Consider the following 20,848-nt stretch of genomic DNA (forward strand, 5'->3'; position numbering starts at 1 on the left):
CGTCTGCCGGCCCCAAGCCCGTGACTGGATGCGCCGTCCCGTGAGTGCTCCCGCCGGATTCAAGCGTCTCGCCGCCGCCGTCGTCGCGGTGGCTGCCGGCGGGCTCGTCCTGCTGGGGCTCGCCTCCTATCTGGTCTCGGTCGAGGTGGCCCGCGATGCCGTCACGGCGGAGGTGCGGGCCGTCACCGGGCTCCAGCCGAGCGTGCGCGGCGCCTCGACCCTGTCGATGTTCCCGTCGCCCCGCGTCAGCCTCGGCGACGTGGCGCTGGCCGGTTTCGCGGTCGACGAGCAGCCTTTCGTGGCCGACGCACTGGTCGCCAACCTGCGCTGGCTGCCGCTGCTCGCCGGCCGCATCGAGATCGCCGACGTCGCCCTGGTGCGGCCGCACATCACGGTCCGCGTCGGCGCCGACGGCCGCTCCAACTGGTCGCCGCTGCTGGAGACGCTCGCCCGCACGCTGCGACCCGGGCCGGAGCCCGACCGGCGCACCCTGTCGTTCTCCGAGATCCGCATCGCCGACGGCGTCGTCGTGCTCCAGGAGGCCGGGCGCGACACCTCCGAGGTGCTGGAGGGCGTCGCGCTGTCGCTCGCCTGGCCGTCCATCGCCAAGAGCTTCGCGGCCACCGGCCGGGTCACCTGGCGGGACGAGCCGCTCGACGTCTCGCTGGCGATCAGCGACTTCCGCGCCGCGCTGGCCGGCGAGACCTCCGGGCTCAAGCTGCGGATCGGCGGCACCCCGCTGAAGGCCGCCTTCGAGGGCACCATGGGGGTCCGGCCGACCCTCAAGATCGACGGCACGCTGGCGGCCGACGCACCGTCGCTGCGCGCCGCCATGAGCTGGATGACGGGACGGCCGCTCTACGGCGTCGGGCTCGGCCGCTTCGCCCTCAAGGCGCGCACCAATGCGGTCAGCGGCAGCGTCGCCTTCTCCAATCTCAACATCGAGCTCGACGGCAATGCCGCAGAAGGCGTGCTCACCTATGCCCAGCGCGGCCGCTCGACCTTGCAGGGGACGTTGGCGGTCGACGCCCTCGATCTCACCCCGTACCTGTCGGCGATCCGCCTGCTGGGCTCCGACGCGCGCGACTGGAACCGCAAGCCGTTCGACCTCGACTGGTTCGACGACATGGATCTCGATCTGCGGGTGTCGGCCGCCCGGGTGCTGACACCACAGACCCGGCTCGGCCGCACCGCCGTCGCCGCCACGCTGCGCGACGGCCGGCTGGTCGTCACCGTCGGCGAGAGCCAGGCGTTCAACGGCCTGGTCAGCGGCTCGGTGGCGCTCGCCCGCGTGCCGGCCGGCGCCGACCTGCGCTCGCAGCTCTCCTTCGTCAATGTCGATCTCGACGCCTGCCTGTCCGACCTGATCGGCGTCCGCCGGCTGGAGGGCAAGGGCGACATCTCGTTCGCGGTGGAGGGCAGCGGCACCAGCGTGCTCGGCCTCACCCGCACGCTCGCCGGCCGCGTCTCGCTGAAGGCGTCGAATGGCGGCCTGGTCGGCGTCAATGTGGAGCAGCTGCTGCGCCGGCTGGAGCGCCGCCCGCTCGCCGGCAGTGCCGATTTCCGCAGCGGCCGCACCCCGTTCGACAGCCTGGCGGTGGTGCTGCGCATCGCCCAGGGCACCGCCTATGCGGAGGAGGTGCGGTTCGACGGCGCCAAGGTCCGGCTCGCGGTCGGCGGCACCGCCTCGGTGCCGGCCCGCGAACTCGATCTCACCGGCACCGCCAGCCTGCTGGCGGCGGCCGACCAGCCGCCCGCCTTCGAGCTGCCCTTCTTCGTCCAGGGGAGCTGGGACGATCCGATCATGCTGCCCGACACCCAGGCGCTGATCCGCCGCTCGGGCGCGGCGGCGCCGCTGCTCGACGCGGTGTCGGACAAGCGCGCCCGCGATGCCATGCGCTCGGCGATCGAGCGGCTCGGCGGACCCGACGGGGCCGCGGCGCTGCGCCGCTTCGGCATGCCGTCGGCCGATCCGGCGCCGGAATCGGCTCCCACGCCGCCGGTGGCCGGTCCGGCCGCCGATCCGGCCCCGGTCTCGGCGACGCCGGAGCCGGCCCCGGAGCACGCCGCCGAGGTCCCGACCCGCTGATCGGCCTGCCGGCCCGGTGGTCCGGTGCGGCCCGGTCGGGCCGTTCGACTCCCTGCCTTGCTGTATGATGGCCCGCCGCGAATCAGCGGCCGCCTGCCGCGGCCGCCGGTGGCGCGGCCAGCGGTTCGCCGCCGATCGAACGAGCACGAGAGCCAGGCCGCAGCGCATCCGGGGTTCCCTCCGACCGGACCGCCCGCGCGGCCGCGGGAGCGCAGGCGATGTGGAGAGTGCTGCACACCGTGGTGAAGATCGCGGTCGCCTCGCTGATCGTCGGCACCATCCTGGCCCATTTCGGCATCACGCTGGAGACGCTCGCGGGCGAGCTCGGCATCTCGCCCGAGCGCCTCGCCGAGCTGGTCCGGCAGGCCGCCGCCGTGGTGGTGCCCAACCTGCTGCTCGGTGCCGTGATCATCGTGCCGCTGTGGGCCTTGATCTACATCCTCCGTCCGCCCGGCCAGAGCAGCGAGTGATCCGAGATCCGGCTGGTCCATTCGGTGGTCATTCCGGGGCGGCGTGCAGCGCCGAGCCCGGAATCCAGCCGCGAGCTCTGAGTTCGCCGCTGGATGGAGTGTGTCGCTGGATTCCGGGTTCGCGGCTTCGCCGCGCCCCGGAATGACGGCCAACTGATCACCCGGAAACAGCAGGAACGACCGTCTGGACACTCCGACGGGGCTACGCCGGAGTGTCCAAACGGGCCCTGAGGTCAGCCCGCGGCGCCGTGGCGCTCGCCGAGGCGGGTGACCAGCGAAGCGAGGATCACCACCACGGCGATCACCGCGATGAAGATGGTGCACACCGCGTTGATCTCCGGCTTCACACCGAGGCGGACGTCCGAGTAGATGCGGATCGGCAGCGTGGTGGCGCCCGGCCCGGTGGTGAAGCTCGCCAGCACCACGTCGTCGAGCGACAGCGAGAAGGCGAGCAGGAAGCCGGCCACGATGGCGGGCGCGATCACCGGCAGGGTGACGGTGAGGAAGGTCTTCAGCGGCGGGCAGCCGAGATCCTGGGCGGCCTCCTCCAGGCTGCTGTCGAAGCTGCCGAGGCGCGACTGCACCACCACGGCGACGAAGCACATGGTGAGTGTCGTGTGGGCGATCGTCACGGTGAGGAAGCCGCGGTCGAGCTCGACCGCGACGAACAGCAGCAGCAGCGACAGGCCGGTGATCACCTCCGGCATCACCAGTGGCGCGTAGATCATCGCCGAGAACGGCAGCCGGCCGCGGAAGCGGCCGAGCCGGGTCAGCGCCAGTGCCGCCAGCGTCCCCAGCACGGTGGCGAGCGTCGCCGATGCGACCGCGATGCCGAGCGACGTCAGCGCCGCCTCCTGGAGCGCGTGATCCTCGGCGAGCTGCACGTACCAGCGGGTCGAGAAGCCGCCCCAGACGGTGACGAGCCGCGAGTCGTTGAACGAGTAGATCACCAGGATCAGGATCGGCAGATACAGGAACGCCAGCCCGAGGGCGAGCGAAACCAGGTTGAATGCGGACAGCCGGCGGCCCATCTCAGCGCCTCCCGTCCATGGCGCGCGATTGCAGGGCCTCGTAGGCGGCGATCGGTCCGACCAGAAGCACCAGGAGCACCACCGCGATGGCGGAGGCCACCGGCCAATCCTTGTTGGCGAAGAACTCCGACCACAGCGTCTGGCCGATCATCATGGTGTCGGAGCCGCCGAGCAGGTCCGGGATGACGAACTCGCCGGTGATCGGGATCAGGCACAAGAGCGAGCCGGCCGCGATGCCGGGCACCACCTGCGGCAGCATCACCAGCCAGAACGCCTTCCAGCGCGGGCAGCCGAGATCGGCGGCCGCTTCGATCAGGCTCTCGTCGAGCTTCTGGAAGCTCGCATAGAGCGGCAGCACCATGAAGGGCAGGTACGAGTAGACGATGCCGATGTGCACGGCGGTGTCGGTGGCCAGCCAGGTGATCGGCTGATCGATCAGGCCGAGCGTGTGCAGCAGCCCGTTGAGCAGGCCGTCGCGCTGAAGGATCGTCATCCAGGCATAGATGCGGATCAGGAACGCGGTCCAGAACGGCAGCATCACCAGCATCACCAGCAGCGGCTGGAGCCGCGCCGGCGCCCGCGCCATCGCATGGGCGATCGGCACGCCGATCACCAGCAGGATCGCGGTCGACACCACGGCGACCCGCAGGCTCTTCAGGTAGGACAGCCAGTAGAGATCGTCGCTCGCCAGCAGCGCATAGGTCGAGGTCGACAGCTCGCGCACGAAGGCGGCGAGGCCGTCGAGCCCGGCCGCGAGGTCGAGCACCGGCGTGTAGGGTGGCTGCGCGATCGCGGTTTGCGACAGGCTGATCTTGGCGACGATCAGGAACGGCACCACGAAGAAGGCGATCAGCCACAGATAGGGAAGGGCGACGATCAGCATCTCGCCGGCGGACCGGCGCGGCGACGGGTCGGGCGATGCGGTCGGCGATGCGTGGGGCAACGCGGGGGACTCTTCGGTCATCGACGGCTCCGCTGCGCTCATTCGCCCAGCACCACGGCGGCCTCGGGGGCGAACGACAGCCACACCGCATCCTCCCAGTCGATCTCGCGGGCGGCGTGACGGCGGATGTTGGTGACCGACGCCTTCACCAGCGTGCCGTCGTCGAGCCGCACCTTGTAGATCGACAGGTCGCCCAGATAGCCGATGTCCACCACCCGGCCCGACAGGCCGTTGACGGTGGCGTCGGCCGGCGGCGTCGTCGACACGCGGAATTTCTCGGGGCGCACCGCCAGCGCCACGGTGCCGCCCGGCGCCGCGGAGAAGGACGCCGCCTCGGCCAGGAAGCGGCGTCCGGCCCGATCCTGCACCACCGCACCGTCCGGACCGGCCGAGACCAGCTCGCCTTCGATCAGGTTGACGTCGCCGATGAAGCCGGCGACCCAGCGCGAGCGCGGCTGCTCGTAGATCTCCGACGGCGTGCCGACCTGGACGACATGGCCCTGGTTCATCACGGCGATGCGGTCCGCCACCGTCATCGCCTCTTCCTGGTCGTGGGTCACGATCACGAAGGTGGTGCCGAGCCGATCTTGAAGCTCCATCAGCTCGAACTGCGTCTCCTCGCGCAGCTTCTTGTCGAGGGCGGCCAGCGGCTCGTCGAGCAGCAGCACCTTGGGGTGCTTGGCCAGCGCCCGGGCGAGCGCGACCCGCTGGCGCTGGCCGCCGGAGAGCTGGTGCGGCTTGCGGCCGCCGAGCCCTTCGAGGCGGGCGAGGCGCAGCATCTCGGCGACGCGCGTCTCGATCTCCGCCTTGGGCAGCCGCTCCTGCTTGAGGCCGAAGGCGATGTTGCCGGCCACCGTGAGGTGGGGGAACAGCGCGTAGCTCTGGAACATCATGTTGACCGGCCGGCGATAGGGCGGCACCGGGACGATGTCCTCGCCGGCCAGAAGGATGCGCCCCGCGTCGGGCCGCTCGAAGCCGGCCAGCATGCGCAGCAGGGTCGACTTGCCGCAGCCCGAGGGGCCGAGCAGCGCGAAGAACTCGCCCTCGCGGATGTCGAGGCTGAGCCGGTCGACCGCGGTGACGTCGGCGAAGCGCCGCGTCACGGCGTCGAACCGCACCATCGGTCGTGGGTCGGGGTCGGGCGGAGGAGCAGGGTCAGGGGGCATGGCGCGGTCCCGGCGGCGAGAGAGCTGATCGTGGTCCCCGTAGAGGCGGCGGGCGTGGCGATCAACCGGAAATTTCTCGCCGCCGCCGGCCTGGGGACGGGCGGGCCGGGCGATGACGCCGGCGCGAGAATCCCCCATGGTGACGCGCCGCCGCCAGGTGGGCGGGGCGGGCGCGGCGGCGCCCGAGAAGGAGACCGGGAATGGACTTCAACGGACGTCATGTCGTGGTCACGGGAGGCGCCGGAGCGCTCGGCGGCGGGGTGGTGGCGGCACTGCTGGAGGCGGGCGCGGTCTGTCACGTTCCCACCACGGGCGACGGCGGGACGATTCCGGCAGCGCTGCGCGAGAGCACCAGGGTGTTGATCCATCCGGGCGTCGATCTCGCCGAGGCCGAGGCGGTCGATCGCCTGTACGAGCGCCTGCCCCCCTTGTGGGCCTCGATCCATCTGGCCGGCGGCTTCGCGTTCGGCCCGCTGCGCGACCTCGACGCCGCGGTGCTGCATCGTCAGATCGAGATCAACCTGGTCACCTGCGCGCTGTGTTGCCAGGCGGCGCTGCGCGCCTTCTCGCGCGGGCGGAACGGCGGCCGCATCGTCAACGTGGCGGCGCGGCCGGCGCTCGAATGGCGCACCGGCGCCGGCATGGCGGTGTACGCCGCAGCCAAGGCCGCCGTCGCGGCCCTGACGGTGGCACTCGCCGAGGAGGTCGCCAAGGAGGGCGTGCTGGTCAACGCCGTGGCGCCCTCCATCATGGACACCCCGGCCAATCGCCAGGACATGCCGAAGGCCGACCTCTCGGCGTGGCCGAAGGTCGAGGAGGTGGCGGCCACCATCCTGTTCCTCGCCTCGCCGGAGAACCGCGTCACCCGCGGCGCCGTCGTCCCGGTCTACGGCAAGGCGTGAGCGGCGCCCAAACGGACTCTCAGGGTGGCGGGCTCGCGCCGGCCGCCTCGTCGGGAAGATCGGCGGCGACGCGCCGCGTCAGCCACTGCACGAACGCCGTCAGGCCGGCCGTGGCCGCCTTCGACTTGAGCGCGGTGAGCCAGTAGGCGCCGAGATCGACCTCGGCGGCGAACGGCCGCACCAGCCGGTCCTGGCGCAGCGCGTCGGCGAACATCGCGACCGGCAGAAGCGCGACGCCGATCCCCTGGGCGGCCGCCGCCGCCATGGTGACCGAGGAGTCGAACACCGGGCCGCGCAGCGCCGGGCAGGGCGCGCCGGCGGCCGCGAACCAGCGCGGCCACTCGTCGCTGCGATAGGAGCGCAGCAGCGTCTCGCGGGCGAGGTCGGCGGGGTCGCGCAGGCGATCCGCCACCGCCGGGGCGCAGACCGGCGCCAGCGGCGCCCGGCACAGGAAGGTGGCGTCGGTGCCGTGCCACGAGCCGTCGCCGAAGCGGATCGCGCAGTCGAGCCCTTCGCCGGCGAGGTCGACGCGATTGTTGTTGGTGAACAGGCGCAGGTCGACATAGGGATGCGCCTCGGCGAACCCCTTCAGGTTCGGCAGCAGCCAGCCGGTCGCGAAGGTGCCGACGGCGCCGACCGTGACGGCCTCGCGCACATGGCCGTCCTCGAACTGGTCGAGGGTGGCGCGGATGCGGCCGAAGGCGTCGGCCAGCACCGGCACCAGGGCCAGCCCCTCGTCGGTGAGGGCGAGCCCCCGCGGCAGCCGACGGAACAGCCGAACCCCCAAGATTTCCTCGAGGCCGCGGACCTGATGGCTCACCGCCGCTTGGCTCACGCGCAGCTCCAGCCCGGCCCGGGTGAAGCTGAGATGGCGGGCGGCGGCCTCGAAGGCCCGCAGCGCGTTGAGGGAGATGTGCGAGACCGTCATGGGCCGCCGGGGGCGAGGGAAGTCGGGACCCGCCCGCCCGGAGGTGCGGACGTGCGGGCGGGAGCGGATCGAGATTTTCTCATGACTCGTGCGAAAATCCATCCTTTGTCAACAGCCACGGGCCGCGGCTTTCTGGTCTCCGCAACTCCAGGGGAGCCCCCGATGATCACCCGCCGTCGCTTCGCCGTGTCCGCCGGCCTCGCCGCCACTGCGGCCGTCTTCGCACCCGCCGTGCTGCGGGCCGCCCCGCCGTCGGCTGAGACCCTCGCGGCCGCCTTCGCTCGCATCGAGCGGGAGAGCGGCGGCCGCCTCGGCGTCGCGGTGCGCGACACCGGCTCGGGCCTGCGGGCCGGCCATCGCGAGGACGAGCGGTTTCCGCTCTGCTCGACCTTCAAGCTCGTCGCCGCCGCTGCCGTGCTGGCCCGGGTCGACGCCGGGCAGGAGCGGCTCGATCGCCGGGTGGCGATCCCGCCGCGTGACGGGCTCGTCACCTACTCGCCGGTCACCGAGCGGCATGCCGGCGAGGAGATGACGCTCGCGGCGCTGTGCGAGGCCGCGATGGTGCTGAGCGACAACACCGCCGGCAACCTGCTGCTCGAGGCCATCGGCGGGCCGGCCGGCCTCACCGACTTCGCCCGCTCGCTCGGCGATCCGGCGACGCGGCTCGACCGCATCGAGCCGTTCCTCAACGAGTCGGTGCCGGGCGATCCGCGCGACACCACGACGCCGGCCGCCATGCTGGAGACCGTCCGCCGGCTGGCGCTCGGCGATGCCCTGGCGGCGGGGTCGCGTGAAAAACTCGTCGCCTGGATGGTGGGCAACCGCACCGGCGACGCGCGGCTGCGGGCCGGGGTTCCGGAAGGCTGGCGGGTCGGCGACAAGACCGGCACCGGCGACCGCGGCACCGCCAACGATGTCGGCGTGATCTGGCCGCCCGGCCGGCCGCCCGTGGTGGTCGCCGTCTATCTGACCGAGACCGAGGCGGCGCCGGCCGTCCGCAACGGCGCCCATGCGGCGGTCGCCCGCGCGGTGGTCGCGGCGCTCGGCACCTGACCGCCTCGACGCGGCGCCTGAGCGCGCCGATACGGCGCGCCGCCCGGGCGCGCCGCTCAGGCGTACAGCGTTCAGGCGTACAGCGCCTTGTTCTGCTCGCGCAGCACGTTCTTCTGCACCTTGCCCATGGTGTTGCGCGGCAGCTCGGAGACGAACAGCACGCGCTTGGGCAGCTTGAACTTGGCGAGGCGGCCGTCGAGCGCCGCCATGATGTCGGCCTCGCTCACGGTGGCGCCCGCCTGGCGCACCACCACGGCGGTGACGCCCTCGCCGAAGTCGGGATGCGGGCAGCCGATGACGGCGGATTCGACGACGCCCGGAAGCGCGTCGATCTCGCTCTCCACCTCTTTCGGATACACGTTGAAGCCGCCCGAGATGATCAGGTCCTTGGCGCGGCCGACGATGTGGACGTAGCCACGGGCGTCGATCTTGCCGACGTCGCCGGTGATGAAGAAGCCGTCGGCGCGGAACTCCTCCTTGGTCTTCTCCGGCATCCGCCAGTAGCCGGCGAACACGTTCGGCCCCTTCACCTCGAGGACGCCGATCTCGTCGGGGCCGAGCAGCTCGCCGTTCGCCGGATCGGCGACCCGCACCGTGACGCCCGGCAGCGGAAAGCCGACCGTTCCGGCGAGGCGGTCGCCGTCGTAGGGATTCGAGGTGTTCATGCCGGTCTCGGTCATGCCGTAGCGTTCGAGGATGGCGTGGCCGGTCTTCGCCTTGAAGGCGTCGTGCGTCTCGGCGAGCAGCGGCGCCGAGCCCGCCGTGAACAGCCGCATGTGGGCGGTCGCCTCGCGGGTGAGGCCGGGATGCTGGAGCAGCCGCGTGTAGAAGGTCGGCACCCCCATCATGGTGGTGGCGCGCGGCATCAGGGCCATCACCTGGTCGGCGTCGAACTTCGGCAGGAACAGCATGCTGCCGCCGGCCAGCATCACCACCAGCGCGGCGGTGAACAGGCCGTGGGTGTGGTAGAGCGGCAGCGCGTGCAAGAGCACGTCGGTCTCGCCGAAGCGCCAGTAGTCGACCAGCGTGTCGGCGTTGGAGGCGAGATTGCGGTGGGTCAGCATGGCGCCCTTGGAGCGCCCGGTGGTGCCCGACGTGTAGAGGATGCAGGCGAGGTCGTCGTCGGTGCGGCCGACGTCGTCGAACGCCTCGGGCAGCGCCGCGGCCAGCTCGGTCAGTGAGCCGCTGCCGTCGGCCGCCAGGGTGTCGAGCGTGGCGCCGTGGGCCTCGGCGACTGCGGCGAGCGCGTCGCGCCGGGCCGGGTCGCAGACCACCAGGCGCGGCTCGGCGTCGCCGACGAAATAGTCCACCTCGTGGGTCGTGTAGGCGGTGTTGAGCGGCAGGTAGACGGCGCCGGCGCGCGCCACCGCCAGGAACAGCATCAGGTTGTCGGGCGACTTCTCGACCTGCACGGCGACCCGGTCGCCGGGGGCGACGCCGCGCTTCACCAGGGCGTTGGCGAGCCGCCCGGTGCGGGCCAGCATGTCCGCATAGGTCAGGGTCTCGCCGGCCGGCGTCTCGATCAGGGTCTTGCCGACCGAGGGAATGCGGCTGCGGACGAGGGCGAACAGGCTTCCGGACATGGCGTGGACCCAAGCTTGCTGACGGGGGGAGGGACGACGATCGCCTCCTCCCCTCCCATGCCGGGCGGGCCGAGTTCAAGGGGCTCGGCGATGGGCCGATGGCTCCACGCAGCCGGCCATACCGCGGCACCGTCTGCCGTCTCGTGCCGCTGTCTCGCGGCCTATCGGCCGAGGAGGTCGCGGAGAAACTCGCGGGCGCCCTGCTCCAGCTCGCGCACGGTCGGCTCCGGCGGTGGCTTCGGGCGGGTCTCGCGGGTGATCGGGCCAGACGGGGGCGGGCTCGGGCTCGGCGCGGGACGCGGGGCCGTGCTCTCGCGCGGCGGTGCCGCCGCGGCGGCCGGAGGCGGCACCGCCGGCCGAGCGGGCGGCGTGATGGTGTCGCGACCCGCCGGGGCGTCGCGGGCCGCGGGGGCCGGGGTCTCGCCCTTGAGGGCGCGCAGGATGTCGTCCGCGAGGGCACCGGGCTCGCGCGGCGGCTCGCCGCCGGGGGCGGGCGCCAGGCCCTTCAGCCCCTCGATCACCTTGCCGAGCTGGCCGCCGCCGCCGATCGCGTCGCGCAACGCCTTGAGGGCGCCGTCCGGGTTGGCGAGGACGTTCGGGGTATCGGCATAGATGCGCGGCGCCGACCACGGCCCCTGGATCGCCACCGGCACCCCGATGCCCCAGACGCCGGGGCGCTGCCCGGGCGTCTCCGGCGCCGAGACGAGGCGCGGGTCGGCCCGCAGGTCGAGGGTGCGGTCGCGCAGGTCGATGTTGCCGGCGGCACTCATCACCATGTAGGGGCCCGCGAAGGCGACGTCGGTGGTGCGGGCGACGCCGCCGTCCACCGTGAAGCTCGCCTTGAAGGTGGAGAAGCGAGTCTGGCCGGAGCCCTTGTCCTGCCAGCCCGACAGGATGGCGTCGAGCACCGAGCGGACCATGGCGGGCATGTCGATGCCGCGGATGGCGCCGTCCTCCAGCATGAGATCGCCGCGGCCCGTCAGGCTGGCGACGATGCGGCGCGGGCTCATGCCCTGTCCGCGCACATCCAGGCTGCCGCGGGCGCGGCCCTCGACATACTCGAAGGCGGCGGCGTCGCGCAGGAGCGGCAGGGCGGCCACCTGGGCGAAGCTGGTGCGCAGCCCGAGGGTGGGCTCGTCGCGGCTGCGGTCCAGCGTCGCCTCGCCGCTCGCCTGGCCGCCATAGAGGCCGGAGGGCGAGAGCTTGGCGGTCAGGCTGCCGTCGAGCAGCGTCGCCTCCACGGTGGCGGGCGCGATCTTCACCTTGTCGATCGCCAGCTCGCGGGCCGACAGCGTGAGATTGGCGTCGACGAGCCGCAGCCCGAACAGGTTCAGCGGCGTGTCGCTCCACGGTGAGGTCGCGGGGGCGGCCGGCGTTCCGCGGGGCCCCGCCGCGGGCGTCGCGGCGGAGCCGGCGACGGCGTCGACGAGGCCGGTGAGGTCGAGGCGCTCGGATTCGAGGCTGCCGTCGACGAACGGCTTCGCCCCGGCGAACGACACCGACACGGCACCACGCAGCCGGCCCTGGTCGACGAGGCCGTTGAGGCTGTCGAGCTTGAGCACCGGGCCGGCGCTGGTCAGGCTGGCGCTGAGCGTCGCCGGAGTGCGGAACAGGCGCGGCGCCTCGATGGTCGCCTCGATCGGGACGGCGCGGCCTTCGGCGAGGCGGGAGGGGGCGTCGGCGGCGGCGGTGAGGCGCACCGTCGCGGTGCCGAGACGGGCGTCAAGATGCAGGTTGGAGCGGCCGCCGGCGGCCGGCAGCGAGGCGGCCCGGAGCTGGTCGACGCGGATCTCGGCGGTCTCGCCGCCGTCGCGCACCACCACGGTGCCGTTGTCGAGCACGAGCGTCCCGACCGAGACCGGCGCATCCTCCGGCAGCAGGCTCTCGTTGGCGCCGCCGAGGCCGCGGGTCTTGCGCTGGGCGGCGGCGCGTGCCGCCCGGGCGAACAGCGGATCGGTGCGCAGGACCGGTCGGGTCAGCGTCAGCTCGGCGATGCGCAGCCGGCCGCCCCACAGGTCGCCGAGCCCGATGGCCGCCTGGACGCGATCGATGCGGGCGATCTCGTCGGAGCCGACGGCGTCGCGCAGGCGCACGTCCGCGAGGGTCAGCCCGGTGGACGGCCACAGGGTCAGGCGGGCGTCGCCGGCGACGTCGAGCGCGAGGTCGTGGCGGGCGAGGGCGTCACGGCCGAACCTGTCGATCAGCCCGGCGGCCGGGATGCCATGGAGGGCGGCGAGCGCGATCACGATCAGCACCGCCGCCGCCGCCAGGGCCGCGATCTTCCTCGGGACCATGTCCGGTGCCTCCTGCGCCGGGACGGCGCATCGAACTCGGAGAAACGACGGATTCAAATAGAATGGGGATCGATCGACTGATGTGATCTGTATCACTTTCGGCCCGGCCGTTTCCATGCGAGACGGCCGGCGTGCACAACTTGGCGAGCGAATGCGGCCGTCCCGCGACGGCCGCGACGGCAGGGCCACCACGGCAGGGTGGCCCGGACCGGGCTCTCAGGCCCGGTCGCCGCGAAGGCTAGTCCGGGCGTGGCAGAGCGCCGACAGCACGAACGCCGAGGTCACCTCCGGGCCGCCGACCAGGATGCGGGTCGGCGTCTTCATCTTGTTCCACTCGTAGGCGCGATACGGGCCGTGCCGGCCGCCCTCGCCGAAGCTCCTGACCAGCACGTCGAGCGCCGGCGCGAAGCGCGCCGGCTTGGCGCCGAGCTTGGCCATGGCGAGGAGGGCGAGTGCGGCGTCGAACGGGTTCATCTCGTGGGCCGCGAGATCGTCGAGCACATAGGCCAGCACGGTCTCGCGCATGCGGGCGAAGCGGTCGTCGGGATCGACGGTGGCACGCACATCCGCCGGCAGCGCCCGGAACGCCGCATGGCAGCGGCCGAAATAGGCCGCGTACAGCTCCGGCAGATAATAGATGTGGGCGCGCGGATCGGCGAACAGGCCGGAGCCGATCAGGCGGTCGTGGAACGCCACGATGCCGCGGACGACGTCGCGGCGCTGCTCGGTCTCGACGATGCCCCAGCGGGCATGATTGCGGAATGCCGCCTCCAGGACGTCGAGATTGAGGGTGGGGTCGAGGTCGTTGCCGAACGGGCGGTCGCCGCCGGCGCTCTCGATCCAGGTGACGATGCCGCCCTGGAAATCGAGTGGCGTGTTGATGTCGACCGAGGGCGGCGGCCGGTTGCTGCCGGGCCGCACCTGGTAGCCGGCGTAGAAGTCGAGGAATGGCTGGTCCAGCATCGGGTCGAGCGAGCCGAACTGGGTGGCGGCCGACAGCGCGCAGGCGGTCGTGTCACAGTCCGGCACGTAGGTGCCGAAGCCGAGATCGCTCTTCAGCCGCCAGAAGAACCCGCTCATGCGGGCGTGGGGCGGCGGCACCAGCGCGGTGACCACGTCGAAGGGCGTGCCGTCGACCGGGTGCTTCACCGTCTCGCGGCTGGTCCGCAGGCAGAAGTCGACCATGGCGGCGACCGCGCTCCGGGCCTGGGCGGCCTCGTCGCCGGCGGCGAGGCCGGTGCCGACATAGTCCATCAGCGCTTCGGCGAAGAAGGCGTCGTAATAGGCGGAACGGTGGCGGATCTGCACCGGCTCCCACATCGGCTCGGCGAAGCCGGTCCATGGCGGGTTCAGCAGGCCGGCGATCGGCGCATTGGGCAGGATGAAGGCGCGCGCCAGGTTGAACACCAGCGTGGCGTTCTTGTAGGTGCGCGCCTGAAGGCCGGTCAGCGCGGTGACCAGATCGCGGCCGTGGAAGTCGGGATCGCCGACCAGGTTGAAGGCCGCCCAGGCCGGGAGGAAGCCCTTGTTGCGGCCGAAGGCGCCGAGCAGGTGGCTGGCGCAGCCGCGCAGCACCCGATCGATCTCGGCGGTCGACGGCATCGGGGCGACCGCGGCCAGCCGCGGCCGACGCGGATGCTGTTGCGGGGCGGCGTCGATCAGCGGCGCGACCTCGCGGCCGATGGCGGCCCAGTCGGGACGGTCGTCGTCGCGGGCCGAGCGGATCGCCCCTTGCAGGGCGGCGAAGCGGTCGGGATCGGCGAGCGCCGGCAGGCCGGCGCGGCCGAGGAGCGGGCGCAGCGCGACGTTGGCCACCGCGGTCTTGTAGAAGGTGCGCAGATGGGCGTCGCCGGGGCCGCGCCCGCGCAGCAGCGGATCGCACAGGTCGTAGAGGGTGGGGCCGGTCTTCTTGGCGGTGAGTGCCGCGGCGGCGGCCTTGATCAGATCGATGGCAGGCAAAGGCAGTATCCTGAACAACGCGGCATCGACGGTCGCTCGTCCTGCCGGGCTCGACCCGGCCATCCACGCGCGTCGGACTTGCGGGTCGTCATGTGAATGAAGGCGCGGGCGCGCCCGCACGTGTCGGGCCGGGACCGTCGCGAGGTAAACCGTCTACTCGGCCGGCACCGGCACCTCCTGCGGGCGGGCCGAGTAGTGCGACGCCTTCTGGCGCCCTTCCGCGGCATCGCGAGCCGACATCACCAGATGATGCGCCATGACGCCGATCCGGATCAGGTGCTCGATCTGGCCGCGCCGCAGGCAGGCACGGGCGACCTTCCAGAACTCGCCGCGATAGTCGGCCTTGACGCCGACCTCCCACAGCACGGCGCGCAGCATGCGCAGGCCGCGGACGACGTCACGCCACGGCACATGCCGCTGCCGCCACGGCACCCGCAGCCGGTTCGGATAGGTGTGATCGAGCTGATGACGGTAGCGCGCCAGCACGGCGGCCGGTGCGAAGGCCTGCGCCATGCAGGCGCGCCACATGGCGAGCACCTCGTCGTAGGGCATGACGAAGTCGACGTTGGATTCGCGCTCGTCGTCGTCGATCAGGCGCCCCGCCTTCTCCAGCCGGTCCCACAGCGGCGTGCGTGGCAGCGCCTGGAGCAGGTTGATGGTCAGCATCGGGATGCGCGACCGCTCGATGAAGTCGACGAGGCGCGGGCCGGTCTCCGGCGTGTCGGTGTCGAGGCCGAGGATGATGCCGGACACCACCTCGAGGCCGTGGCGATTGAGCGTCGCGACCGCCTCCAGCGGCGGCACCATCATGTTGTGGTCCTTGGACATCGCCTCGAGCGCCTCGGGCTCGGGGGTCTCGATGCCGCAGAACACCGTCTCGAACATCGCCTCGCGCATCAGCGCCAGGATCTCGGGCCGCTTGGCGATGTTGAGGGTCGCCTCGCACGAGAAGATGAAGGGATAACGGCGCGCCTTCTGCCAGGCGATCAGCGCCGGCAGCAGCTCGCGCGCGGCGCGGCGGTTGCCGATGAAGTTGTCGTCGACGAAGTAGACCGGCCCGGTGAGGCCGCAGGCGAGCAGCTTGTCGAGCTCGGCCGTCACCTGGGCGGGCGTCTTGAGGCGCGGGTTGCGGCCGTAGAGGGCCGGGATGTCGCAGAACTCGCAGCTATAGGGGCAGCCCGAGGAGTACTGGATGCTGCCGGTGAGATAGCGCCGCAGCTCGGCCAGCTCGTAGGCGGGCAACGGGAAGTCGGTCAGCTCGCGCCGCTCGCGGGTGGTCAGCACGATCTGCCGCTCGGGACGGGTCGGGTCGCGGGCGAGCCGGGCGAACAGCTCGTCCGTCGCATCGCCGAGCTCGCCGACATGCAGATAGTCGAACTCCGGATAGTTCTCCGGGCAGGCCGACACCGAGGAGCCGCCCAGCACCGTGGTGCGGTCGAGCCGGTGGGCGCGGTGGCAGATGGTCTCGATCTGCCGGCGCTGGGCGTGCATGCCGGTGACGAACACCACCTCGGCCCATTCGAACTCCTCGCGGGTCGCGGGGCGGATGTTCTCGTCGACGAAGCGGACCTGCCAGCCGGGCGGCAGCGCCGCGGCGATCACCAGGAGGCCCTGCGGCGGCATCAGGGCGCGGACGCCGTCGGTGAGCGGATAGGCATGCTCGAACATGCCGAACGACGAGGTGTAGCGCGGGCAGACGCAGAGGATGCGGCGGGCGCCGTCGTCTCCTGCCGCGCGTGTGGCGTCCGCGCGTGTGGCTTCCGAATGAACGATCGGCATTCCCAAGTCCTGCGGCGCGACGCGGGGGTGTTTCGGGGGTCGGGGTCGCGTCCGTGCTGTGACAACGTGCGAGACCACGGAAAGACCTGTCAAGCTGGGCGGTTTTTTGGCCGTACGGGCGGGCCACGGCGCCCGGCGGGTGGTCACGATGCCGCGGGCCGGCAGAGGGGGTGCGTGCCGGGACGGGCGAGCCCAGGAAGCGTGCGAGCGCGGGTGTATTGAGATTGCAAGGGGAGGTAACTAAGGTGTCTGCGCGCAGTTTCTGGGCGCAGACGTTGCTCCCACAGCCGCGATCCGGTGCGCTCGCCCGTGCGCGCGAGCCTCGCATCCGCGGCGCGAGGTCCGGTCATGAAGCACTGGGTTCCTGCCGTCGTTCTGCTGCTCGCCTGCCTGGTTCCGATCGCGGCCCGCGCCGAGGCGCCGGCTCCCGCCACCGCCGTGGCCGAGACAGGGTCGATCGCCTCGGCTCCATCGGGCGCCGCGGTCGCACGCGGCGGCGAGGCGCCCACGGGGCTGCGGCTCGCTCAGGCGGGCGCCGGCGGGGGGCGGGTCGCGCTGGTGATCGGCAACGCCACCTATCCGGACGACAATCGGCCGCTCGCCCAGCCCATCAAGGATGCCCGCGCCATCGCCGAGGAGCTGCGCCGCGCCGGCTTCGACGTGACCACCGGCGAGGACCTGACCAAGCAGAAGCTCAAGACGGCGCTCGACGCCTTCCGGGCCAAGATCAGGCCCGGCTCGGCCGCGCTCCTGTTCTTCAGCGGCTACGGCATCCAGACCGGCAAGCAGTCCTACATCATCCCGGTGGATGCCCAGATCTGGACCGAGGGCGAGGTCCGGCGCGACGGCGTGAGCATCGAGTCGATCCTCGCCGACATGAACAGTGCCGGCGCCACCGTGAAGGTGGTGATCGTCGACGCCGCCCGCCGCAATCCGTTCGAGCGGCGCTTCCGCGGCTTCTCGGCCGGCCTCGCCTCGCTGGCGGCGCCGGCCGGCACGCTTGCCATGTACGCGGCCGCCACCGACAAGGTGGCCAACGAGTCCGACGGCGAGAACAGCCTGTTCGTGGCCGAGCTTCTGAAGGAGATGCGCTCGCCCGCCCTCAATGCCGAGGCGATCTTCAACAACACCCGGATGGGGGTGTCGCGCGCTTCCAAGAACGAGCAGGTGCCGTGGGTCTCGTCGTCGCTGGTGGAGGAGTTCTTCTTCTCGCGGGCGCCCGGCGGCAGCGTGGCGCCGCCCCCGACCCCGGTGGTGGCGCCCGAGCCGGTGCGTCCGCCGCCGCCCCCGCCACCCCCGCCGCCGCCGACAGTGACGCCCGAGCCGCCGCGCCCGCCGCAGGTCTCCACCTACACGCCGCCGCCTCCGCCCCCGCCGCCCGCGGTGACGCCGGAGCCGGTGCGGCCGCCGCCGCCCCCGCCGGTCGCCGAGCGGCCGGTCGCCCGCGACCAGGTGATCCGCGATCTCGATGCCCGCCTCGACCGCGACCCGCGCGATGCCGACGCCTATTACAAGCGCGGCCAGGCCTGGGCGGAGCGGCGTGAATACGCCATGGCGGCCGAGGACTTCGGCCAGGCGATCCGGTTCAATCCCAATGATCCCGAAGCCTTCAACAACCGCTGCTTCAGTCGCGCGGTGCTGGAGCAGCTCGACGCCGCCCTGTCGGACTGCAACGAGGCGCTGCGGCTCAAGCCGCAATATCCGGACGCCCTCGACAGCCGCGGCCTCGTCCATCTCAAGCTGGGCAATGCCGACAAGGCGATCGCCGACTACGACCAGGCGCTGCGGATGAACCCGCGCATGGCCTCGGCGCTGTTCGGCCGCGGCAAGGCCAAGCTGCGCAAGGGCGACCGCAGCGGCGGCAATGCCGACATCGACCGCGCCAAGGGGCTCGACCCGACGGTGGCCCAGGAGTTCGAGAGCTACGGAGTGCGCTGAGCGACCGTTCGGCCTGGAGCCGAACGGGTGTGCGGCGTCGCCGAGGACCGGGCCTGATCAGGTCGCGGCGGCCGCACTATGCGTTGTGCTTATCATCTATTTCTCTCGTGTATCGTTCGCGGGGGGGCCGAAGCTCGGATGGAACGCTGCTCCTCTGGCCACCATGATTATTCATTTCCCGCTGGAAATAATCACAGTGCGGGTCGAGCGCCTGGCTGGTTCACCGCCTGAAACGGTGGCCCCGGCGAGCGCGCGCCCCCCGTACGGCACGATTCGCCACCCCTGCGGGGAGCCGGCCGTCGCGGCTCTCGCCCGAACGACATAGCCGGACCTAATCAGGTCGTCTGATCCGACGTTTCGGTGGTCGATACCTGCTCCCGAACTCTCGTTTCGCCCCTCTGGTGTGTTGCGGAATCGGCACACGCGGATCTCAAAACGTGCGGTTGAGGCTGTGGAGGGGCTCGTTTGTGTTCCCGGTAAGGCGAGTTCCTGCTTAATTGGAATCGAGAATTTTCAGTTGGCGACTTCGTCGGGGGACGGGGGGACGGCAATGCAAAAGACAGTTTCGGCGCCGCGGCGCTTCAATCCGAAATCCATTCTTCTCGGTAGCTCGGCCCTTCTGGTCGGTCTCGCCATATCGAGCGGCGCTCAGGCGCAGTGCGTCTCGACGGGATCGGGGGCCGAGTATTTCGCGCCGTTTGCGCGCGGCAGCTCGGTCAGCTCGCTGATCTCGGTGCTGAACACCTCGACGAGCGTGTTCCAGGCGCAGACCGGCTCGGCCTTCGTCAGCAGCCCGGCCAATCCGGCGCCCGGCGAGAACGGCGGCGGCGTCTGGGGCCGCGCGCTCGGCGGCCAGGTCGAGACCAAGAACACGAACTCGGCGGTCGTGAATGCCACCCTGTTTGTTCCAGGCACAGGCCCCGGCACCGGGTCGGCCACCGCAGCTGCGACGGTGAACTGCGACACCAAGACCCGCCAGGACTTCGTCGGCTACCAGGTCGGCCGCGACATCGCCAAGCTCAACTGGAACGGCTGGAACGTCCACATGGGTGCGACGGCCGGCTATCTGACCTCGCAGGCGCGCGACAAGACCGCCGACGTGGTGCCGCCGACCTTCAATTCGGTGACCGAAGTGCCGTTCATGGGCAGCTATCTGGCGGTCACCCGCGGCGGCTTCTTCGCCGATGCCCAGGTCCGCTGGGACTTCTACAACATGAGCCTGAACGACACCGGCAACGGGCTGTTCAATCAGCAGCTCAATGCGCGCGGCTGGTCGGTCGCCGGCGGTCTCGGCTATAACTTCTCGCTGCCCAACAACTGGTTCATCGAGCCGTCGGCCGGCTTCACCTACTCCAAGGTCGAGGTCGATCCGCTCAACGTGACCGGCACGATCTTCACCACCGGCTTCTCGCTGCCCGGCACCGTTCAGATCGACGACATCAAAAGCGAGCTCGGCCGTGTCAGCCTGCGGGTCGGCACCAACTTCACCACCCAGTATGCGGCGGTGCAGCCGTTCATCACCGGCAGCGTGTTCCACGAGTTCGCTGGCGACGTCACCACGCGGATCAATTCGGGCCTGAGCTTCCAGGGTTTCGACATCACCGCCAATGGCGTGATGACCACCAGCCGGATCGGCACCTATGGCCAGATCTCCGGCGGTTTCGCGGCGCAGGCGCTCAACACCGGATGGCTCGGCTACGTCCGCGGCGACTATCGGTTCGGCGAGAACATCGAAGGCTGGGCCCTCAATGCCGGCCTGCGCTATCAGTTCATGCCGGAGGTGGCGCCGCTGCCGCAAGTGGCGCTGTCCGGCAAGAGCCCGGTGTTCAAGGCGCCGCCCGCACCGATCGTGGTGCCGGTGTCGTGGCAGGGGCTGTATGTCGGTGTCCATGCCGGCACCATCTGGGGCAAGACCACCGAGGACTATCTGCCGAACGTCGCCAGCGCCGACATCAAGTATGGCGGCGCGCTGCTGGGCGGTCAGGCCGGCTACAATTTCCAGTGGGGTCCGTGGGTCGTCGGTCTCGAAGGCGACATCGCCTGGAGCAACGCCAAGGGCTCGGTCGGCAACCCGCTGTTCGGCGGCCAGCTCGGCTTCTTCGCCACCGACGAGACCAACCTCGCCTGGTTCGCGACCGTCACGGGCCGCCTCGGCTACGCCTGGGAGCGGACCCTGTTCTACGTGAAGGGTGGCGCCGCCATGGCGGACGTCACCCAGCAGACCCGGTCGAATTTCGACGGCAGCATCGTGTGGAGCGCGTCCAAGATCGCCACCGGCTGGACCGCCGGTCTCGGCGCCGAGTACGCCCTGACGAGCAACTGGTCGGCCAAGGCCGAGTGGCTCTACTACGATCTCGGGACCGACACCTATGCGGTGGACTACGACGCGCATCTGCGCGGCGGCCTCGCCCGGGTCGGTGTCAACTATCGCTTCACCCCGGTCCCGGCTGCGGTGATGGCCAAGTACTGACGTCCGAGCACGGATCGTCGAAGGCTCGGCGCGGTCGCCGCCAAACCCGACCGCGTCCCCGAAGGAAGCCCGGCCTTTCCGCGAAGGCCGGGCTTTCGTCGTTATGGGAGGGCCGCTGGCCCGATGCCGCCCCTCGGCAGCGGCCGAGTGATGCCGCCGCTCTCGGCCGCCCGGTCCTGCTTCCGCCCGCTCTCGCCCGTTCGTCGACGCCGTGGCCGTCAGGCGCCGCCCGGAGGCTCGCCC

General features: G+C 71.5%; 14 protein-coding genes. 6 read left to right on the forward strand and 8 right to left on the reverse strand.

Annotation, left to right across the window (positions count from 1 at the left end; genetic code table 11):
• The first annotated feature begins 40 nt into the window (after positions 1 to 40).
• Complete coding sequence (locus ACFQUV_RS14785) at positions 41 to 2,089, forward strand: AsmA family protein (protein WP_165363884.1); 2,049 nt, start codon at positions 41 to 43, stop codon at positions 2,087 to 2,089.
• A gap of 218 nt (positions 2,090 to 2,307) precedes the next feature.
• Positions 2,308 to 2,559, forward strand: a complete 252-nt coding sequence (locus ACFQUV_RS14790) for a hypothetical protein (RefSeq protein WP_129609122.1) — start codon at positions 2,308 to 2,310, stop codon at positions 2,557 to 2,559.
• Between the two features lie 233 nt (positions 2,560 to 2,792).
• Here the strand turns inward: ACFQUV_RS14790 and ACFQUV_RS14795 are convergent, their stop codons facing one another.
• The 3 genes from ACFQUV_RS14795 to ACFQUV_RS14805 form a co-directional block, all read right to left on the reverse strand.
• Positions 2,793 to 3,590, reverse strand: a complete 798-nt coding sequence (locus tag ACFQUV_RS14795) for an ABC transporter permease (protein WP_129609121.1) — start codon at positions 3,588 to 3,590, stop codon at positions 2,793 to 2,795.
• A 1-nt stretch (position 3,591) separates the two neighbouring features.
• Positions 3,592 to 4,473: an ABC transporter permease gene (locus ACFQUV_RS14800; RefSeq protein WP_244601585.1), complete on the reverse strand. Its 882-nt coding sequence runs from the start codon at positions 4,471 to 4,473 to the stop codon at positions 3,592 to 3,594.
• Positions 4,474 to 4,571: 98 nt separating this feature from the next.
• Positions 4,572 to 5,654 carry an ABC transporter ATP-binding protein gene (locus ACFQUV_RS14805; RefSeq protein WP_371851707.1) on the reverse strand — a complete coding sequence of 361 codons (1,083 nt, stop codon included), beginning with the start codon at positions 5,652 to 5,654 and terminating at the stop codon, positions 4,572 to 4,574.
• 245 nt (positions 5,655 to 5,899) lie between these two features.
• On the opposite strand from ACFQUV_RS14805, the gene ACFQUV_RS14810 reads away from it, so the two are divergent.
• Positions 5,900 to 6,601, forward strand: coding sequence for an SDR family NAD(P)-dependent oxidoreductase (locus ACFQUV_RS14810; RefSeq protein ID WP_129609118.1), 702 nt, complete (start codon positions 5,900 to 5,902; stop codon positions 6,599 to 6,601).
• A gap of 19 nt (positions 6,602 to 6,620) precedes the next feature.
• Here ACFQUV_RS14810 and ACFQUV_RS14815 read toward each other — a convergent pair whose 3' ends face one another.
• Complete coding sequence (locus tag ACFQUV_RS14815; protein ID WP_129609117.1) at positions 6,621 to 7,529, reverse strand: LysR family transcriptional regulator; 909 nt, start codon at positions 7,527 to 7,529, stop codon at positions 6,621 to 6,623.
• Between the two features lie 162 nt (positions 7,530 to 7,691).
• On the opposite strand from ACFQUV_RS14815, the gene bla reads away from it, so the two are divergent.
• Entirely contained in the window at positions 7,692 to 8,582 is an 891-nt protein-coding gene (gene bla / locus ACFQUV_RS14820) for a class A beta-lactamase (protein ID WP_129609116.1), read from the forward strand.
• Between the two features lie 71 nt (positions 8,583 to 8,653).
• Here the strand turns inward: bla and ACFQUV_RS14825 are convergent, their stop codons facing one another.
• From ACFQUV_RS14825 to ACFQUV_RS14840, 4 genes are all read right to left on the reverse strand, one after another.
• A complete protein-coding gene (locus ACFQUV_RS14825) occupies positions 8,654 to 10,165 on the reverse strand; it encodes a malonyl-CoA synthase (RefSeq protein WP_129609115.1) in 1,512 nt (503 codons plus the stop codon).
• A 161-nt stretch (positions 10,166 to 10,326) separates the two neighbouring features.
• Entirely contained in the window at positions 10,327 to 12,459 is a 2,133-nt protein-coding gene (locus ACFQUV_RS14830) for an AsmA family protein (RefSeq protein ID WP_378395143.1), read from the reverse strand.
• A gap of 216 nt (positions 12,460 to 12,675) precedes the next feature.
• Positions 12,676 to 14,418 (reverse strand): hypothetical protein, encoded by a 1,743-nt coding sequence (locus ACFQUV_RS14835; protein ID WP_244601464.1) that lies wholly within the window; start codon positions 14,416 to 14,418, stop codon positions 12,676 to 12,678.
• Positions 14,419 to 14,571: 153 nt separating this feature from the next.
• The gene (locus ACFQUV_RS14840) at positions 14,572 to 16,197 is read right to left on the reverse strand and encodes a B12-binding domain-containing radical SAM protein (RefSeq protein ID WP_129607852.1); all 1,626 of its coding nucleotides are present in this window, start codon (positions 16,195 to 16,197) and stop codon (positions 14,572 to 14,574) included.
• 348 nt (positions 16,198 to 16,545) lie between these two features.
• On the opposite strand from ACFQUV_RS14840, the gene ACFQUV_RS14845 reads away from it, so the two are divergent.
• A complete protein-coding gene (locus tag ACFQUV_RS14845) occupies positions 16,546 to 18,135 on the forward strand; it encodes a caspase family protein (protein WP_378395146.1) in 1,590 nt (529 codons plus the stop codon).
• A 550-nt stretch (positions 18,136 to 18,685) separates the two neighbouring features.
• A complete protein-coding gene (locus ACFQUV_RS14850) occupies positions 18,686 to 20,605 on the forward strand; it encodes an outer membrane beta-barrel protein (RefSeq protein ID WP_129607350.1) in 1,920 nt (639 codons plus the stop codon).
• Positions 20,606 to 20,848 lie beyond the last annotated feature (243 nt).

The organism is Rhodoplanes sp. P11 (genome assembly GCF_964266735.1).
GTDB classification, from domain to species: domain Bacteria; phylum Pseudomonadota; class Alphaproteobacteria; order Rhizobiales; family Xanthobacteraceae; genus Rhodoplanes; species Rhodoplanes serenus.

Excerpts from the sequence above, each read along its gene's own strand:
- ACFQUV_RS14845 (WP_378395146.1), top strand. The coding sequence starts at position 16,546 with ATGAAGCACTGGGTTCCTGCCGTCGTTCTGCTGCTCGCCTGCCTGGTT.
- ACFQUV_RS14825 (WP_129609115.1), bottom strand. The coding sequence starts at position 10,165 with ATGTCCGGAAGCCTGTTCGCCCTCGTCCGCAGCCGCATTCCCTCGGTC.
- ACFQUV_RS14810 (WP_129609118.1), top strand. The coding sequence starts at position 5,900 with ATGGACTTCAACGGACGTCATGTCGTGGTCACGGGAGGCGCCGGAGCG.
- ACFQUV_RS14790 (WP_129609122.1), top strand. The coding sequence starts at position 2,308 with ATGTGGAGAGTGCTGCACACCGTGGTGAAGATCGCGGTCGCCTCGCTG.
- ACFQUV_RS14815 (WP_129609117.1), bottom strand. The coding sequence starts at position 7,529 with ATGACGGTCTCGCACATCTCCCTCAACGCGCTGCGGGCCTTCGAGGCC.
- bla (WP_129609116.1), top strand. The coding sequence starts at position 7,692 with ATGATCACCCGCCGTCGCTTCGCCGTGTCCGCCGGCCTCGCCGCCACT.
- ACFQUV_RS14800 (WP_244601585.1), bottom strand. The coding sequence starts at position 4,473 with ATGCTGATCGTCGCCCTTCCCTATCTGTGGCTGATCGCCTTCTTCGTG.
- ACFQUV_RS14830 (WP_378395143.1), bottom strand. The coding sequence starts at position 12,459 with ATGGTCCCGAGGAAGATCGCGGCCCTGGCGGCGGCGGCGGTGCTGATC.
- ACFQUV_RS14840 (WP_129607852.1), bottom strand. The coding sequence starts at position 16,197 with ATGCCGATCGTTCATTCGGAAGCCACACGCGCGGACGCCACACGCGCG.
- ACFQUV_RS14805 (WP_371851707.1), bottom strand. The coding sequence starts at position 5,654 with ATGGTGCGGTTCGACGCCGTGACGCGGCGCTTCGCCGACGTCACCGCG.
- ACFQUV_RS14850 (WP_129607350.1), top strand. The coding sequence starts at position 18,686 with ATGCAAAAGACAGTTTCGGCGCCGCGGCGCTTCAATCCGAAATCCATT.
- ACFQUV_RS14795 (WP_129609121.1), bottom strand. The coding sequence starts at position 3,590 with ATGGGCCGCCGGCTGTCCGCATTCAACCTGGTTTCGCTCGCCCTCGGG.